This is a genomic window from Pseudomonas germanica (assembly GCF_019614655.1).
Lineage (GTDB): Bacteria > Pseudomonadota > Gammaproteobacteria > Pseudomonadales > Pseudomonadaceae > Aquipseudomonas > Aquipseudomonas neuropathica.
Window position 1 is genome coordinate 2,132,522 of the sequence record NZ_CP071586.1, and the last position, 13,935, is coordinate 2,146,456.

The 13,935-nt window shown below is 58.7% G+C and carries 12 protein-coding genes; 6 read left to right on the top strand and 6 right to left on the bottom strand.

The genetic code is table 11. From position 1 onward, the window contains the following. Window positions 1–13: 13 nt before the first annotated feature. Window positions 14–1,918 (top strand): molecular chaperone HtpG, encoded by a 1,905-nt coding sequence (htpG, locus tag J0G10_RS09455; protein ID WP_077572237.1) that lies wholly within the window; start codon window positions 14–16, stop codon window positions 1,916–1,918. Window positions 1,919–1,986: 68 nt separating this feature from the next. Beyond that, window positions 1,987–2,715, top strand: coding sequence for a dienelactone hydrolase family protein (locus J0G10_RS09460; protein ID WP_095050224.1), 729 nt, complete (start codon window positions 1,987–1,989; stop codon window positions 2,713–2,715). A 230-nt stretch (window positions 2,716–2,945) separates the two neighbouring features. Here J0G10_RS09460 and J0G10_RS09465 read toward each other — a convergent pair whose 3' ends face one another. Beyond that, complete coding sequence (locus tag J0G10_RS09465) at window positions 2,946–3,812, bottom strand: pirin family protein (protein ID WP_095124977.1); 867 nt, start codon at window positions 3,810–3,812, stop codon at window positions 2,946–2,948. Between the two features lie 61 nt (window positions 3,813–3,873). Then, window positions 3,874–4,290 carry an OsmC family protein gene (locus J0G10_RS09470; RefSeq protein WP_095050226.1) on the bottom strand — a complete coding sequence of 139 codons (417 nt, stop codon included), beginning with the start codon at window positions 4,288–4,290 and terminating at the stop codon, window positions 3,874–3,876. Window positions 4,291–4,418: 128 nt separating this feature from the next. On the opposite strand from J0G10_RS09470, the gene J0G10_RS09475 reads away from it, so the two are divergent. Beyond that, window positions 4,419–5,474, top strand: coding sequence for an amidohydrolase family protein (locus tag J0G10_RS09475; protein ID WP_095124975.1), 1,056 nt, complete (start codon window positions 4,419–4,421; stop codon window positions 5,472–5,474). A gap of 130 nt (window positions 5,475–5,604) precedes the next feature. Beyond that, complete coding sequence (locus tag J0G10_RS09480; protein ID WP_095124973.1) at window positions 5,605–7,230, top strand: methyl-accepting chemotaxis protein; 1,626 nt, start codon at window positions 5,605–5,607, stop codon at window positions 7,228–7,230. A gap of 242 nt (window positions 7,231–7,472) precedes the next feature. Here J0G10_RS09480 and J0G10_RS09485 read toward each other — a convergent pair whose 3' ends face one another. From J0G10_RS09485 to purM, 4 genes are all read right to left on the bottom strand, one after another. Further along, the gene (locus J0G10_RS09485) at window positions 7,473–8,678 is read right to left on the bottom strand and encodes an ISL3 family transposase (RefSeq protein WP_220558340.1); all 1,206 of its coding nucleotides are present in this window, start codon (window positions 8,676–8,678) and stop codon (window positions 7,473–7,475) included. 142 nt (window positions 8,679–8,820) lie between these two features. Continuing rightward, window positions 8,821–9,534, bottom strand: coding sequence for a DUF3108 domain-containing protein (locus tag J0G10_RS09490; protein ID WP_095050229.1), 714 nt, complete (start codon window positions 9,532–9,534; stop codon window positions 8,821–8,823). 8 nt (window positions 9,535–9,542) lie between these two features. Then, complete coding sequence (purN, locus tag J0G10_RS09495) at window positions 9,543–10,193, bottom strand: phosphoribosylglycinamide formyltransferase (RefSeq protein ID WP_095050230.1); 651 nt, start codon at window positions 10,191–10,193, stop codon at window positions 9,543–9,545. Beyond that, window positions 10,193–11,251: a phosphoribosylformylglycinamidine cyclo-ligase gene (gene purM / locus J0G10_RS09500; RefSeq protein ID WP_099758397.1), complete on the bottom strand. Its 1,059-nt coding sequence runs from the start codon at window positions 11,249–11,251 to the stop codon at window positions 10,193–10,195. Before purM ends, purN begins: the two co-directional genes overlap by 1 nt. Before the next feature lie 374 nt (window positions 11,252–11,625). Here purM and J0G10_RS09505 point away from each other — a divergent pair, with 374 nt between their 5' ends. Continuing rightward, a complete protein-coding gene (locus J0G10_RS09505) occupies window positions 11,626–12,684 on the top strand; it encodes a DUF2066 domain-containing protein (RefSeq protein WP_095050232.1) in 1,059 nt (352 codons plus the stop codon). A gap of 34 nt (window positions 12,685–12,718) precedes the next feature. Beyond that, entirely contained in the window at window positions 12,719–13,792 is a 1,074-nt protein-coding gene (locus J0G10_RS09510) for an AI-2E family transporter (RefSeq protein ID WP_093440003.1), read from the top strand. The last annotated feature ends 143 nt before the right edge of the window (window positions 13,793–13,935 follow it).

Sequence of the window (13,935 nt, forward strand, 5' to 3'; positions counted from 1 at the left end):
GAGTTTGATGACCATGAGTGTGGAAACTCAAAAGGAAACCCTGGGCTTCCAGACCGAGGTAAAGCAGCTGCTGCACCTCATGATCCATTCGCTGTATTCCAACAAGGAAATTTTCCTTCGCGAATTGATCTCGAACGCCTCTGACGCTGTCGATAAGCTGCGCTTCGAAGCCCTGGCCAAGCCAGAGTTGCTCGAAGGTGGCGCTGATCTGAAAATCCGTGTGAGCTTCGACAAGGACGCCAAGACCGTCACCCTCGAAGACAACGGTATCGGCATGAACCGCGACGATGTGATCACCCACCTGGGGACTATCGCCAAATCCGGCACTGCCGATTTCATGAAAAATCTTTCGGGCGATCAGAAGAAAGATTCGCACCTGATCGGTCAGTTCGGTGTGGGCTTCTACTCCGCCTTCATCGTTGCTGACCAAGTTGATGTGTACTCCCGTCGCGCCGGCACCCCGGCCAGCGAAGGCGTGCACTGGTCGTCGAAAGGCGAGGGCGAGTTCGAAGTCGCCACCATCGACAAACCAGAGCGCGGCACCCGCATCGTTCTGCACCTGAAAGCTGCGGAAGACGAGTTCGCCGATGGCTGGCGTCTGCGCAACATCATCAAGAAGTACTCCGACCACATTGCTTTGCCGATCGAACTGCCGAAAGAAGCGGCAGCAGCAGAAGGCGAAGAAGCACCAGCCGTTGAATGGGAAACCGTCAACCGCGCCAGCGCTCTGTGGACCCGTCCGCGCACTGAAGTGAAGGACGAGGAATACCAGGAGTTCTACAAGCACATCGCTCACGACTTTGAAAACCCGCTGGCCTGGAGCCACAACAAAGTCGAAGGCAAGCTCGAATACAGCTCGCTGCTGTATGTGCCGGCCCGCGCACCGTTCGACCTGTACCAGCGTGAAGCGCCGAAAGGCCTGAAGCTCTACGTGCAACGCGTGTTCGTCATGGATCAGGCCGAGTCGTTCCTGCCGCTGTACCTGCGCTTCATCAAAGGCGTGGTCGATTCCAACGACCTGTCGCTGAACGTGTCGCGCGAAATCCTGCAGAAAGACCCGATCATCGATTCGATGAAGACCGCGCTGACCAAGCGTGTGCTCGACATGCTGGAAAAACTGGCGAAAAACGAGCCTGAGCAATACAAAGGCTTCTGGAAGAACTTCGGTCAGGTCATGAAAGAAGGCCCGGCAGAAGACTTCGCCAACAAAGAGAAAATTGCCGGTCTGTTGCGTTTCGCATCGACCAACGGCGACGAAGGCGAGCAGATCGTTGGTCTGGCCGACTACCTGGCTCGCGCCAAGGAAGGTCAGGACAAGATCTACTACCTCACCGGCGAAACCTACGCGCAGGTTAAAAACAGCCCGCACCTGGAAGTCTTCCGCAAGAAAGGCATCGAAGTGCTGCTGCTGACCGACCGCATCGACGAGTGGCTGATGAGCTACCTCAGCGAGTTCGACGGCAAGACTTTCGTTGACGTGGCACGTGGTGATCTTGATCTGGGCAATCTGGACTCGGAAGAGGACAAGAAAGCTGCAGAAGAAGTCGCCAAGTCCAAAGAAGGTCTGGTTGAGCGTCTGAAAACCGCGCTGGGCGATTCCGTGGCTGAAGTCCGCGTATCGCATCGTCTGACCGACTCGCCGGCCATTCTGGCCATCGGCGAGCAGGATCTGGGTCTGCAAATGCGCCAGATCCTCGAAGCCAGCGGGCAAAAAGTGCCGGATTCGAAGCCAATCTTCGAATTCAACCCAAGCCACCCGCTGATCGAGAAACTCGATGGCGAGCAGAGCGAAGAGCGGTTCGGCGACCTGTCGCACATCCTCTTCGATCAGGCAGCCCTGGCTGCCGGCGACAGCTTGAAAGATCCGGCCGCTTATGTGCGCCGCCTGAACAAGCTGCTGGTTGAACTGTCGGTTTAACCAAGTCGTAGAAAAACCCGCTTCGGCGGGTTTTTTCATTCTGGTGTTTAGCAAATCAGGAGTCAGAAATGAGCGAAGTCACTGTACGTTCCGTGGTCTACCAGATCGACGGCCAGCCTTATGAAGGTCGTCTGGCGTTCGACGCCGAGCACAAAGGCGCGCGTCCGGGTTTGTTGATGGCGCCGAACTGGATGGGCGTCAGCGCCGGTGCCGAAGAGATCGCCAAATCGGTCGCGGCCAAGGGCTACGTGGTGTTGATCGCTGACGTTTACGGTCAGGCTGTGCGTCCGCAGAACGCGGATCAGGCCGGCGCGGCGATGATGCCGTTGAAGGATGATCGCGCGCTGCTGCGCAAGCGTATGCAAGCGGCGTTCGAGCAGTTGCAGAAGCAGGGCGAAGCGGCGGTGGATACTTCGAACCTGGCAGTGTTCGGTTTCTGCTTTGGTGGTTGCTGTGCGCTGGATTTGGCGCGCACCGGTGCGCCGGTGAAAGCGGCGGTGTCGTTCCACGGCACGCTGGATTCGCCGAATCCGGCCGACGCGCAGAACATCAAAGGTTCGGTGCTGGTGCTGCACGGTGCTTCAGACCCGTTGGTGCCAAAAGAGCAATTGCCGGCGTTTGAGGATGAAATGAACGCGGCGAAAGTCGATTGGCAACTGCTGAGCTATGGCGGTGCGGTGCACTCGTTCACTGATCCGCATGCGAATGTGCCGGGCAAGATGATGTACGACGCGAAAACCGCGAAGCGCGCGTTCAAGTCGATGCATGATTTGCTGGATGAAGTGTTCAAGGGCTGAAGCCTGAAAAGCAAAAGCCCCTCACCCTAACCCTCCCGAAACGTCGGACCGCCCGTAGGGAGAGGGGACTGAATGGGGGATGCTTCAGGGTTACGCCGACCTGAAAGTGTCTTGGTGAATCCATAATCGCCAAGATTTTTCAGGTCTATGTATGACGCCAGACACCTCCGTCGGCTCCCTCTCCCTACGGGCGGTCCGACGTTTCGGGAGGGCTGGGGTGAGGGTGCTTTTCAGCGCGGTAACTCGATCCGCTCAACTTCCCCCGGCACCGTCGGCCAATCCCCGGCCGCCCATTTACGCCGTGCTTCATCAATCGCCGCCGGATCGCTCGCGACAAAATTCCAGTTGATCCGCCGCGGCCCGTCCAGCGGCGCGCCGCCGAACACCACCGCGTGCACATCACTTTCGGCAAACAGACTCATCTCTTCCCCGGCCGGCAATACCACCAACGCATGCGGCTCAATCGCTTCGCCATTCAATTGCGCATCCCCACTCAACACATAAACCGCCCGCTCTTCATGCTCGGTCGGAATCAGCAAAGTGGTCGCGGTTTGCATGTTCACTTCCGCATACAACGTAGGAGAAAGCACCGGCACCGGCGATTCCAGGCAAAAGCCTGACCCGGCAATCATGCGGATCTGTACGCCAAGGTTATCGCTGACCGGCAATGTCGCTGCCGGGTGATGGCTGTAATGCCCCGGGCCTTGCTCGTGATCCTTGGGCGACGCCAGCCAGATCTGCAAACCGTGCATCGTGAAACTCTGGTCCCACAACGGTTCCGGCGTGCGCTCGACGTGTGCAATCGCACTACCAGCGGTCATCCAGCTGACATCACCGGCTCTGACTACTTGATCCGAGCCAAGGCTGTCCTTGTGCTGGATCTGACCTTCGAACAGATACGTGAGCGTCGACAGACCGATGTGCGGGTGCTGTCGGATATTCATACCTTTGCCCGTCGGATAAACCGTCTCGAGCATGTGGTCGAAAAACACGAAAGGCCCGACGCTGCGGCATTTGGCTGACGGCAACGGGCGCAGAATCGGCTGGCCTTCGACGTCTTCGGCGCGCGGGCGGATGATCAGAGGTTGCGTGTCCATGGTGCATTCCAGACTGAGCGGGTGATGCCAGAAGCATAACCCGCCGCTGGCATCAGGAGGGTTACTGGCTATCGAAGCCTTGCGGAGCGTGGGTTTCGATCGTCACGTCGCTGGTGGTCATCAGTTTGTGAATCGGGCAGCGATCGGCGACGCGCAGCAGTTCTTCACGCTGGGCGTCGGTGAGTACGCCTTTGAGGGTGAGGGTGACGTGCAGGGCGTATTTGCCTTTCTGCTCTTCACTGTTGTCGCGTTTGACCTCGACTCCGACACCGGTCAGCGGGATGTCTTTTTTCTTCGCGTACATCTTCAGAGTCAACGCTTTGCAGGCGCCGAGGGCCGCATCGAAATAGTCGTGCGGCTCAGGTGCCGAGCCTTCGCCGCCGGCGGTTTTCGGCACGTCGGCAAACAGTTCGTGATCATCAATCTGTACGGTGTGACGAAAACCTTCAGCGGAGACGGTATTGACGGTAACAGTCATGGGAACCTCACAGGCAGTAGGAAAAGTCGTTCGATCAAAAAAGACCTTGCAGTTATAGAGCATTCCCACCGGTACGCGTTCCACTTTCCTGCGGGATGAACCCTTGTCGTCAGGGTGCGGTCTAGGCTATGCCTACTTCCCGGAGATTACTTGTGTCCCTGTATCGTCTGAGTCTTGCCTGTCTTCTTCTGGTTGCCGGCAGCGCGAGCGCCCGCGATTACACCTACAGCGATGCGCACCTGCATTACGTGGATTTTTTCCAGGAAAGCGCAGGCATGGCGAAACTGCTGACAGCCATGCAGGACAATTCCATCGAGCATGTGATGATTTCCGGCATTCCGGTGGCGAAGAAATGGCACGAAGACGAACCCAAGCGTCCGCGTTATTACGCGGGTGACGACGCTGACGCCTACTGGTACAGCGCAACCGATGTGATCGTTGCTGATGCCGTGCAAAAACTCAGCGCCGAGCAGCGCCCGTACTTTCATCCGTTCCTGGCCGGCTTCAACCCCAACGACAAGAACTCCGCCGCACATATCCAGCGCATGCTCGACCTTTACCCAGGGCTTTGGCAGGGCATCGGCGAAGTGTTTACCCGGCATGACGATCTCACGGCGCTGACCTCCGGCGACACGCCGCGGGCCAACAATGAAGCGATGACCAAGATCTATCATCTGGCCGCCGAGAACGATCTGCCGGTGATGCTGCATTCCAACATCACCTCCAAGCGTGAGAAAAATCCGCTGTACCTGAAGGAAATCGAAGAGCCGCTGCGTAATCACCCGCATACACGATTTATCTGGGCGCACGCCGGCACCAGTGCCGAAATTCATCGGCATCAGACACAACTGAAGTTCTTGCTGCCCACGCTGACGCGCATGCTTGAGGCGTATCCCAACCTGTTTATCGACTTGTCCTGGAGCATGCTCACGCCGTACCTGCTGGACGAACAGGGCACGCCGCGCGCGGAGTGGCTGGCGCTGGTCGAGAAATACCCGGAACGCTTCATGCTCGGCTCTGACGTGGTCGGGCGTTTCAATAAGCTCGGTGAAGAAATGCGCAGTTTCAAACCGTTCCTTGATGCGCTGCCGGAAGACGTTGCGCAAAAAGTCGCTCGGGATAACTTCCTGGCAATCTTGCCGCGAACGGTGCTCAAGTCCGGCAAAAGCACGCTGAATCGTTAATGCCAACGGTTCGAAGGATCAAGGCCTTTTGATATCGCCTTTTCGTCTTACGCAAATTTTCGCCGGGCCGATACCTTCTAAAGCAACCAGCTGCAGGGTTGATGCAGCGCTTTTGGAAGGAACCAGAGCAATGAGTATCCGTAGTCTCAATATTGCCCCGCGCGCCGGCCTCGGTTTTGGCCTGTTGGCGCTGATGGTATTTGCCCTCGGGGCGTTCGCTTTGCTGCAAATGTCAAACATGCGCGCGCAGTCCGACGAGGTCGATAACAATTGGCTGCCGAGCGTGATGGCGGTCGGCGAGATGAGTCAGGACATGCTGCGCCTGCGAGCGTTGACCATGCGTCTGTTACTCAATCGTGATCCGCAGGCGCTCGAACAGAACGTTGCCAAACTCAATGAATTGCGCGGTGTGCTTAGTGAGGCGCAGCAGCGTTATGACGTGCTGATCGTGTTGCCCGAGGAGCGCAAGCTGTTCGATCGCTTCAAGGTTGCCGAACACCAGTATCTGGAGTTTCAGGCACAAGTCATGCAGTTGTCTGCGCAGAATCGGGTCGAGGAGGCCGCGACCATTCTCAATGGTCAGATGAGTCCCTTGGCCGACGAAATCGCAGTGCTTTTGCGCGAACTGGTTGAGCTGAATAAACACAATGCCAATCTCGCCACCGAAGCTGCGCGGTTGGTGTTCATGAATTCGCGGGTGTGGGTCGGGGTGATGATTGGCGTGACCGCGCTGATCACCATCGGCCTGGCCCTGTTGCTGACCCGCAGCATCGTGTTGCCGCTGGCGCAGTCGTTGGGCGTGGCCGAGGTGGTGGCGGGTGGCGATCTGACCGGCGACATCAACATCAGCGGCAAGGACGAGCCGGCGCGGCTGTTGCAGGCGCTCAAGAGCATGCAGCACAACTTGCGCGAGACGATTCGGCAAATCTCGGAGTCCTCCAGCCAATTGGCCTCAGCGTCAGAGGAGCTGAGTTGCGTCACGGAAGACGCTACGCGCGGGTTACACCAGCAGAGCCTGGAAATCGAACAGGCGGCCACGGCGGTCAATCAGATGACTGCTGCAGTGGAGGAGGTTGCCAGCAATGCCGTGGCAACGTCAGAAGCGTCGCGGGAATCCGATCGTATTGCCCAGCATGGTCGTGAACAGGTGCATCAAACGGTGTTGTCTATTGAATCGCTTGCCGATGATGTGACGGCCAATGCCAGCCAAGTAGAAGATCTGGCGCAGAAGGTCTATAGCATCAGCAAAGTGCTGGACGTGATTCGTTCGATTGCCGAGCAGACCAATTTGCTGGCGCTGAACGCTGCGATCGAAGCGGCGCGGGCCGGCGATGCCGGGCGTGGGTTTGCTGTGGTGGCGGACGAGGTGCGGGCCTTGGCGCATCGCACCCAGCAATCGACGCAAGAGATTGAGCAGATGATTGGCGGCATTCAGCAGGGCACCGATTCGGCGGTGAGTTCGATGCAGCAGAGCAATGTGCGGGCGCGCTCGACGCTGGAGTTAGCCAAGGCGGCCGGGGCTGCACTTGAAGAGATTGCCTCGGCGTTCACGCTGATCAACGAGCGCAATCTGGTGATCGCCAGTGCCTCGGAAGAGCAGGCGGCGGTGGCGCGGGAAGTGGATCGTAATCTGATGAATATTCGTGATCTGGCGATGCAGACATCGGCCGGGGCCAATCAAACGAGCGCGGCGAGTCAGGAACTGTCGCGGTTGGCGGTGGATTTGAACAGCATGGTCGCCAAGTTCTCGGTTTGAGGTTTGCCTTCAAAAGCCCCTCACCCTAGCCCTCTCCCGGAGGGAGAGGGGACTGACCGTGCGATGCGCTGCACATACGTCGACCTGAAACTGCTTGGGTGAATCCATAATCGACTCTGTTTTTCAGGTCGATGCCCAGCGCCAGACATCTCGGTCGGCTCCCTCTCCCTCGGGAGAGGGCTGGGGTGAGGGGCGAAGGTGACACAAAAAGTCGAGTTAAACGCAGGCAAAAAAAAGGTTCTTCACGGATTACCGGGAAAGACGCTCTTGATCTTCATGAAAAAGAATTCGCTATCTCGGTAACCGTACGCCATCCGCTTGATGACCTTTATTCGATTGTTTATTCCTTCCAACTGACCGGTGTGCATCGGCCAGCGAACCCGGCTCACGATGCCCCTCCAGTAACCCTTTAGCCGTTTGGCGAACTGGATCAGAGCTGGTATTTCGCTTTCATGCGCATGGCGCAGCCATTGCTTCCAGGCCGATCGCCAACCCCAGGCAGTACTGGGGGGCCAGAGTGTTTTGAGTTCAGCCTTCATCAAGTAGACCGTCATCAACGCTTGGTTGGCCGCCAGCAGATCCTCCAGGCGGACCTGTTGTTCCGGCGTTTTCAAGTTCTGCGGATTGCGCAGCAACAGCCATCGCGCCTGCTTGATAACCTTGCGGGCAGGCTTGTCGTGACGCAACCGGTTAGCCTCGTCGACGCGGACCCGATCAATCACCTCTCGGCCATATTTGGCCACCACATGGAAGAGGTCGTAGACCACTCGCGCGTTGGGACAGTGCTGACGAACCTCCAGGTCAAAAGCGGTGTTCATGTCCATCGCCACCGCTTCGATTCGAGCACAACCCTCTGGCCCCAGTTCTTTGAAGAAAGGCCTGACCGCTGCTCGGCTGCGACCTTCACCGATCCACAGCACTCGCCGTGTATCCGCATCTAGGACAACGCTGGCGTAACGATGACCTTTGAACAGGGCGAACTCGTCCATCACCAGACGTCGCGGTTGCGCCTTTGGCAAAACGCTTAACGCCGCTTGCAAGGCTCGACGCTCCAGCAACCGAACGGTGTCCCAGTGCAGGCCAAACAGTTGAGCCACGTGCAGTGTGGGAAGGCGCTCGCAGGCTTGAATAACCGCCTCGGCCAGACGCCGCGTCATGCGGGCATAGCGGTCCAGCCAACTGACGGCCTCCATACGTTTACCGCAATCACGACAGCCAACACGCCTGAGCAACACGCTGAGGCGCACCGCACGGCCGAGAATCGGTAAATCGCGGACGGTTCGCTCGCAATACTCATGCGTGGTTGAACAGGTCTTTTGGCAGCCGCTACAGGAAGGGAATCGGGTGGCGTGGGGAATCAGGTCGATCTGAAGCGCGTCACCATCAGGCTTGATCGTGACGACAGAAAAGCCCTCCCAAAAAGGAAGGAAAGTATTAATATCGCGCATAAGAACGCCGGTTTGTTAGATGTGTTTGCTCGCACGAACATCATCAATCAAATCGGCGTTCTTGTTTCTGTGTTTCCCGGGATTCCGTGAAGAACCAAAAAAAAGCCCCGCATTTCGCGGGGCTCTTTGTTCTTGCGGCGGATCAGCTGCCTTTAACGGCTTTGCCGTTGACGGTGCCGTCTTGGAGCATGATGTTGTACTCCTTGCCGTCGGTTTCAACCTGTTGCAGGCGAACCAGCAGGTAATCCCAATCCTTGGCGAACCAGAGGACGGTGATGCGCTTGCTTTGTGTCGGGTCGCGCACGCGCTCGACCTTGATCGCATCAATCTTGCCAGCCTTGGTCTCGACTTTTTCCGAACCCAGCACGCGGAAGTCATAGGTATCGACTTCACCGTCATCGACCACTTGATAGCTCATGGTCTTCTTGCCGGCAGCAACGTCATGTTGCAGTGCCAACTGGTAAGTGGACTTGTCGACCATGCCGCGATTCAGCGGAATCTTCACCGCGTCGCCACGGTCGGTACCGGTGACCATTTTGCTGTTCCAGTCAAAATCCAGATCAGCCTTTTTCGCTTTGCCCAGACCGCCACGTTCAAAGTGGTAGGACTGCGGTAGCAGGGTGTCCTTGTCCAGGGTCAGAGTGCTTTCTTCAGTCAGGCTGGCAATCATCATCGAGGCCTTGAAGCTGAGCTTCCAGACGCCGTTGGCTTCCTTGACCAGACTGCGCTCGGCGGTGCCGCTCATGGGCAACTGCTTCCAGTCGGCGGTGTAGCTGGCGGAGAACGGTTGAAGGTCCGCTGCCTGCGCGAAGGGCAGGGCGAGCAGAGCGCAAGCGAAGAGCAGGGCGCGACGCATAATATCTCCTAGTTTCGAATCAAGTGGCCGCTGGCCGCGAGTAACTGGCCGTCCAGCAAAGCACCGTGTTCACCGAGTGCCAGTCTGCCTTCGGCAAACCAGCGTACTGCCATCGGGTAGATCAGGTGTTCCTGAACGTGGACTCGCTGCGCCAGACTCTGCGGCGTGTCGTGCAACTCTACCGGTAATACTGCCTGTACGACCAGTGGTCCGCCATCGAGTTCCTCGGTGACGAAGTGCACGGAGCAGCCGTGCTCAGTGTCACCGGCCTCCAGCGCACGCTGATGAGTGTGTAACCCTTTGTATTTGGGCAGCAGCGACGGGTGGATGTTGAGCAGGCGACCCTGATAGTGGCGAACGAAATCAGCGCTGAGAATGCGCATGAAGCCGGCCAGCACCACAAGTTTCGGATTGAATTCGTCGATCAGTTCGATCAGGGCAGCATCGAAGGCCTCGCGACCTTCGAATGCCTTGTGATCCAGTGAGCGGGTGGCGATACCCGCAGCACTGGCGCGTTGCAGGCCGTAGGCATCGGCGCGATTGGAAATCACTGCAGCGATGCGGACCGGGCTGTCGCCGGTCCGCGTGCTGTCGATCAGAGCCTGCAAGTTACTGCCGGTGCCGGACAACAGCACCACGACATCACAGGTTGCGGACATTAATGAGCCTTAAGGTTCTGCAGATCAACCTGGGCAGCGCCTTCGGCAGCGGCAGCGATCTGACCGATGACCCAAGGCTGTTCGCCGGCGTCACGCAGGGTTTTCAGGGCTACTTCAACGTGCTCTTGAGCCACGCAGATGACCATGCCAACGCCGCAGTTCAGCACGCGGTGCATTTCGGTCTCGTCAACGTTGCCTTTTTCCTGCAGCCAGTCGAATACGGCAGGGCGAGTCCAGCTAGCCACGTCAACCACAGCCTGAGCGCCTTTTGGCAGTACGCGCGGGATGTTGTCGAGCAGGCCACCACCGGTGATGTGGGCCATGGCTTTGACCGCGCCGGTGTCTTTGATCAGCTTGAGCAGCGGCTTCACGTAGATACGGGTCGGGGCCATCAGCAGGTCGGTCAGCGGTTTGCCGTCGAGCTGGATGTTTTCGATGTCGGCACCGGAGACTTCGATGATCTTGCGGATCAGCGAGTAGCCGTTGGAGTGCGGGCCGGACGATGGCAGAGCGATCAGCGCATCACCAGTGGCGACTTTCGAGCCGTCGATGATTTCCGATTTTTCCACGACGCCGACGCAGAAGCCGGCCAGGTCGTAGTCTTCGCCTTCGTACATGCCTGGCATTTCAGCGGTTTCACCGCCTACCAGCGAGCAGCCCGACAGTTCGCAGCCAGCGCCGATGCCGGTTACCACCTGGGCAGCGGTGTCGACATTCAGTTTGCCGGTGGCGTAGTAGTCGAGGAAGAACAGTGGCTCAGCGCCGCAAACGACGAGGTCGTTCACGCACATGGCAACCAGGTCGATACCGATGCTGTCGTGCTTGTTCAGGTTCAGCGCCAGACGCAGCTTGGTGCCGACGCCGTCGGTACCGGAAACCAGAACTGGCTGCTTGTAGCCGGCCGGGATTTCGCAGAGGGCGCCGAAACCGCCCAGGCCGCCCATGACTTCCGGGCGCGCAGTGCGCTTGGCGACGCTCTTGATGCGTTCGACCAATGCTTCACCGGCGTCGATGTCTACACCGGCGTCCTTGTAGCTCAGGGAGGGTTGCTTGCTCATGATCCAGGCCTTTAGGGGAGGGGATTCAGGGGTAACGACCGAGTTCAGCGGGAACGTCGAAATCGAGGGTGGCGATGGCCTCACGCGAGTTTCGAGGTGCCCGGCTGTTGCCGGTCTGCGAAGGCGCGCGATTTTATCAGGCTTGAGGGGCAGCGGCCATCCTCGCACCGACGGGCAGGGCCATATCAGCGGAAATTTTTTGCAATTGAGCCGTATGAACGCCTGTATAAGGTGTGGCGATTAACCGTCTATCGTTATCACTGTGCAAAAACTTACCGCTACCGTGTGAATGTTTTGCGATGGCAGATTGTCACAGCCTTGCTTAACCGGTTCACGCGGCCTGTTCCAGCCGCTCCTGTCGACGGGAATTTTCCATGCGTTTTTGTAAATTGTTGTTTGTGGGTTGTTTGTCTCTGCTCAGCCTGGCGAGTCACGCCGAAAATCTCAAAGGCCTTTATCAAGTGCGTGAGCCGGTCAATGGCCAGGCTCCGGAAGAACGTGATCGCGCCACGCAGGCGGCGCTCGACACGTTGGTGCTGCGTTTGACGGGCGATCCGAAAGCTGCGCAAAACCCGGGGCTGGCGGCGATTCGCAAGGATCCGCAGCAAATTATCAGTCAGTTCGGTTTCGATGCCGGGCCGCCGGAGGTGCTGAAGGTCGATTTTGATCCGGCGACCACCGAGCAGGCGCTGCGTCGGGCCGGCCTGTCGTTGTGGGGCGCCAGTCGGCCGTCGATCCTGAGTTGGTGGCTGAACGATTCGGCCGAAGGTTCTAGCCTGGTCGGTGACGGTCAGGCCGCTGCGGCGCCGTTGCGTACGGCTGCGCAACACCGCGGCTTGCCGTTGCGTTTACCGCTGGCTGATTTGAGTGAGCAGTTGGTTGCCACTGCGCCAGCGCTTGAGGGCACGGATCCGGCGCCACTGCGCGGTGCTTCGGAGCGCTACAACGCTGACGCCTTGCTGGCGGTGCATGCCCGTGAAGAGGGCGGGCAATGGCAGGCCAAGTGGCACTTGTGGCTGGGCGACCAGAAAGAGGCGGGCAGTGTGCAGGGCGCCGATCAGGCCGCTGTCGCTGATGCGGTGATGCTGGCGGTGGCTGAGCGTCTGGCGCCACGATTTGTTGCCAAGCCCGGTGCTTCGGGTCAGCAGACCCTGGAAGTCCAAGGCATGAATCTTGAACATTACGCGGCGCTGCTGCGGTTACTCGAACCGTTTGGCGTGCGTCTGCAAAGTGTTGATGGCGATCGTATCGTTTATCGGGTCAATGGCAGTGCCGATCAGATGCGTGCGCAGCTGTCGCTGGCGAAGTTGCAGGAGTTGCCGGCCGAGGCGCCGGCTCCGGTAGCGGCGCCACAACCAGTGGCTGGTGGCGCAACACCTGTCGCGGCGCCAGCCCCGACCCCGGCAGCACCGTCGTTGCGGTTTCGCTGGTAAGTCTTTCCTTATATAGAAGCAACAGGAGTGGTACATGGCCGATACGCGGCGTTGGTTCTGGCTCGGTGGGGTAGTCCTGCTTTGCGCGTTTGTGTGGTTGCTGCACCCGATCCTCACGCCGTTTCTGGTGGCGCTGCTGCTGGCTTATCTGTTCGATCCGTTGGTGGATCGTCTGGAAAAACTCGGGCTGTCGCGAACCTGGGGCGTGATCGCGGTGTTTGCGTTGTTCACGCTGATCGTCACCGCACTGATGCTGGTGCTGGTGCCGATGCTCGCCAAGCAGTTGCTGCGTCTGTACGAACTGGCACCGCAGATGCTCGACTGGTTGCAGCACACAGCTGTGCCGTGGGCGCAGTCGAAGCTGGGGTTGTCGGACGGGTTCTGGAAGTTCGATAAGGTCAAGGCCGCGATCAGCGAGCACATGGGTCAGACCACCGACATTGTCGGCGTGGTGCTGAGTCAGGCAACGGCCTCCAGTCTTGCGCTGATCGGCTGGCTGGCCAATCTGGTGCTGATCCCTGTGGTGAGTTTCTACCTGCTGCGCGACTGGGACGTGATGATGGCCAAGATCCGCAGCCTGCTGCCGCGTGATCGTGAAGAGCGTGTAGTCGCCTTGGCTGGCGAATGTCATGAAGTGCTGGGCGCGTTCGTTCGTGGTCAGTTGCTGGTGATGCTGGCGCTGGGTGTGATTTATGCGGCAGGCTTGATGATTGTCGGTCTGGAGCTGGGGCTGTTGATCGGACTGATCGCGGGGCTGGCGGCGATCGTGCCGTACATGGGCTTCGTGATCGGCATTGGCGCAGCGCTGATTGCCGGGTTGTTCCAGTTCGGTGGTGATCTGTACCCGATGGTCGGGATCGTCGCGGTGTTCATGGTTGGTCAGGCGCTTGAGGGTATGGTGTTGACCCCGTTGCTGGTGGGTGATCGTATTGGTCTGCACCCGGTGGCGGTAATCTTCGCGATTCTGGCTGGCGGCGAGCTGTTCGGTTTCACCGGTGTGCTGTTGGCCTTGCCGGTGGCGGCGGTGATCATGGTGCTGGTGCGCCATGTGCATGACTTGTACAAGGATTCCGAGATCTATAGCGGTGTGGACGAGCCGGAGTTGTAACGGTGCAGGGCGGCCCGGCGATTAGCCGGGTTGGCCCGTGTCCTGCAGGCTCTGGCGCCAAAGAATCTGTCATAAAACCAGCGTGTTAACGCAAACCTTTGATTTTGCTTGGACTCTGTCGCATTGTGCGCTCAGCTTCACGG

Excerpts from the sequence above, each read along its gene's own strand:
- J0G10_RS09480 (WP_095124973.1), top strand. The coding sequence starts at position 5,605 with ATGAGTATCCGTAGTCTCAATATTGCCCCGCGCGCCGGCCTCGGTTTT.
- J0G10_RS09510 (WP_093440003.1), top strand. The coding sequence starts at position 12,719 with ATGGCCGATACGCGGCGTTGGTTCTGGCTCGGTGGGGTAGTCCTGCTT.
- J0G10_RS09465 (WP_095124977.1), bottom strand. The coding sequence starts at position 3,812 with ATGGACACGCAACCTCTGATCATCCGCCCGCGCGCCGAAGACGTCGAA.
- purM (WP_099758397.1), bottom strand. The coding sequence starts at position 11,251 with ATGAGCAAGCAACCCTCCCTGAGCTACAAGGACGCCGGTGTAGACATC.
- purN (WP_095050230.1), bottom strand. The coding sequence starts at position 10,193 with ATGTCCGCAACCTGTGATGTCGTGGTGCTGTTGTCCGGCACCGGCAGT.
- J0G10_RS09460 (WP_095050224.1), top strand. The coding sequence starts at position 1,987 with ATGAGCGAAGTCACTGTACGTTCCGTGGTCTACCAGATCGACGGCCAG.
- htpG (WP_077572237.1), top strand. The coding sequence starts at position 14 with ATGAGTGTGGAAACTCAAAAGGAAACCCTGGGCTTCCAGACCGAGGTA.
- J0G10_RS09475 (WP_095124975.1), top strand. The coding sequence starts at position 4,419 with ATGCCTACTTCCCGGAGATTACTTGTGTCCCTGTATCGTCTGAGTCTT.
- J0G10_RS09485 (WP_220558340.1), bottom strand. The coding sequence starts at position 8,678 with ATGCGCGATATTAATACTTTCCTTCCTTTTTGGGAGGGCTTTTCTGTC.
- J0G10_RS09470 (WP_095050226.1), bottom strand. The coding sequence starts at position 4,290 with ATGACTGTTACCGTCAATACCGTCTCCGCTGAAGGTTTTCGTCACACC.
- J0G10_RS09505 (WP_095050232.1), top strand. The coding sequence starts at position 11,626 with ATGCGTTTTTGTAAATTGTTGTTTGTGGGTTGTTTGTCTCTGCTCAGC.
- J0G10_RS09490 (WP_095050229.1), bottom strand. The coding sequence starts at position 9,534 with ATGCGTCGCGCCCTGCTCTTCGCTTGCGCTCTGCTCGCCCTGCCCTTC.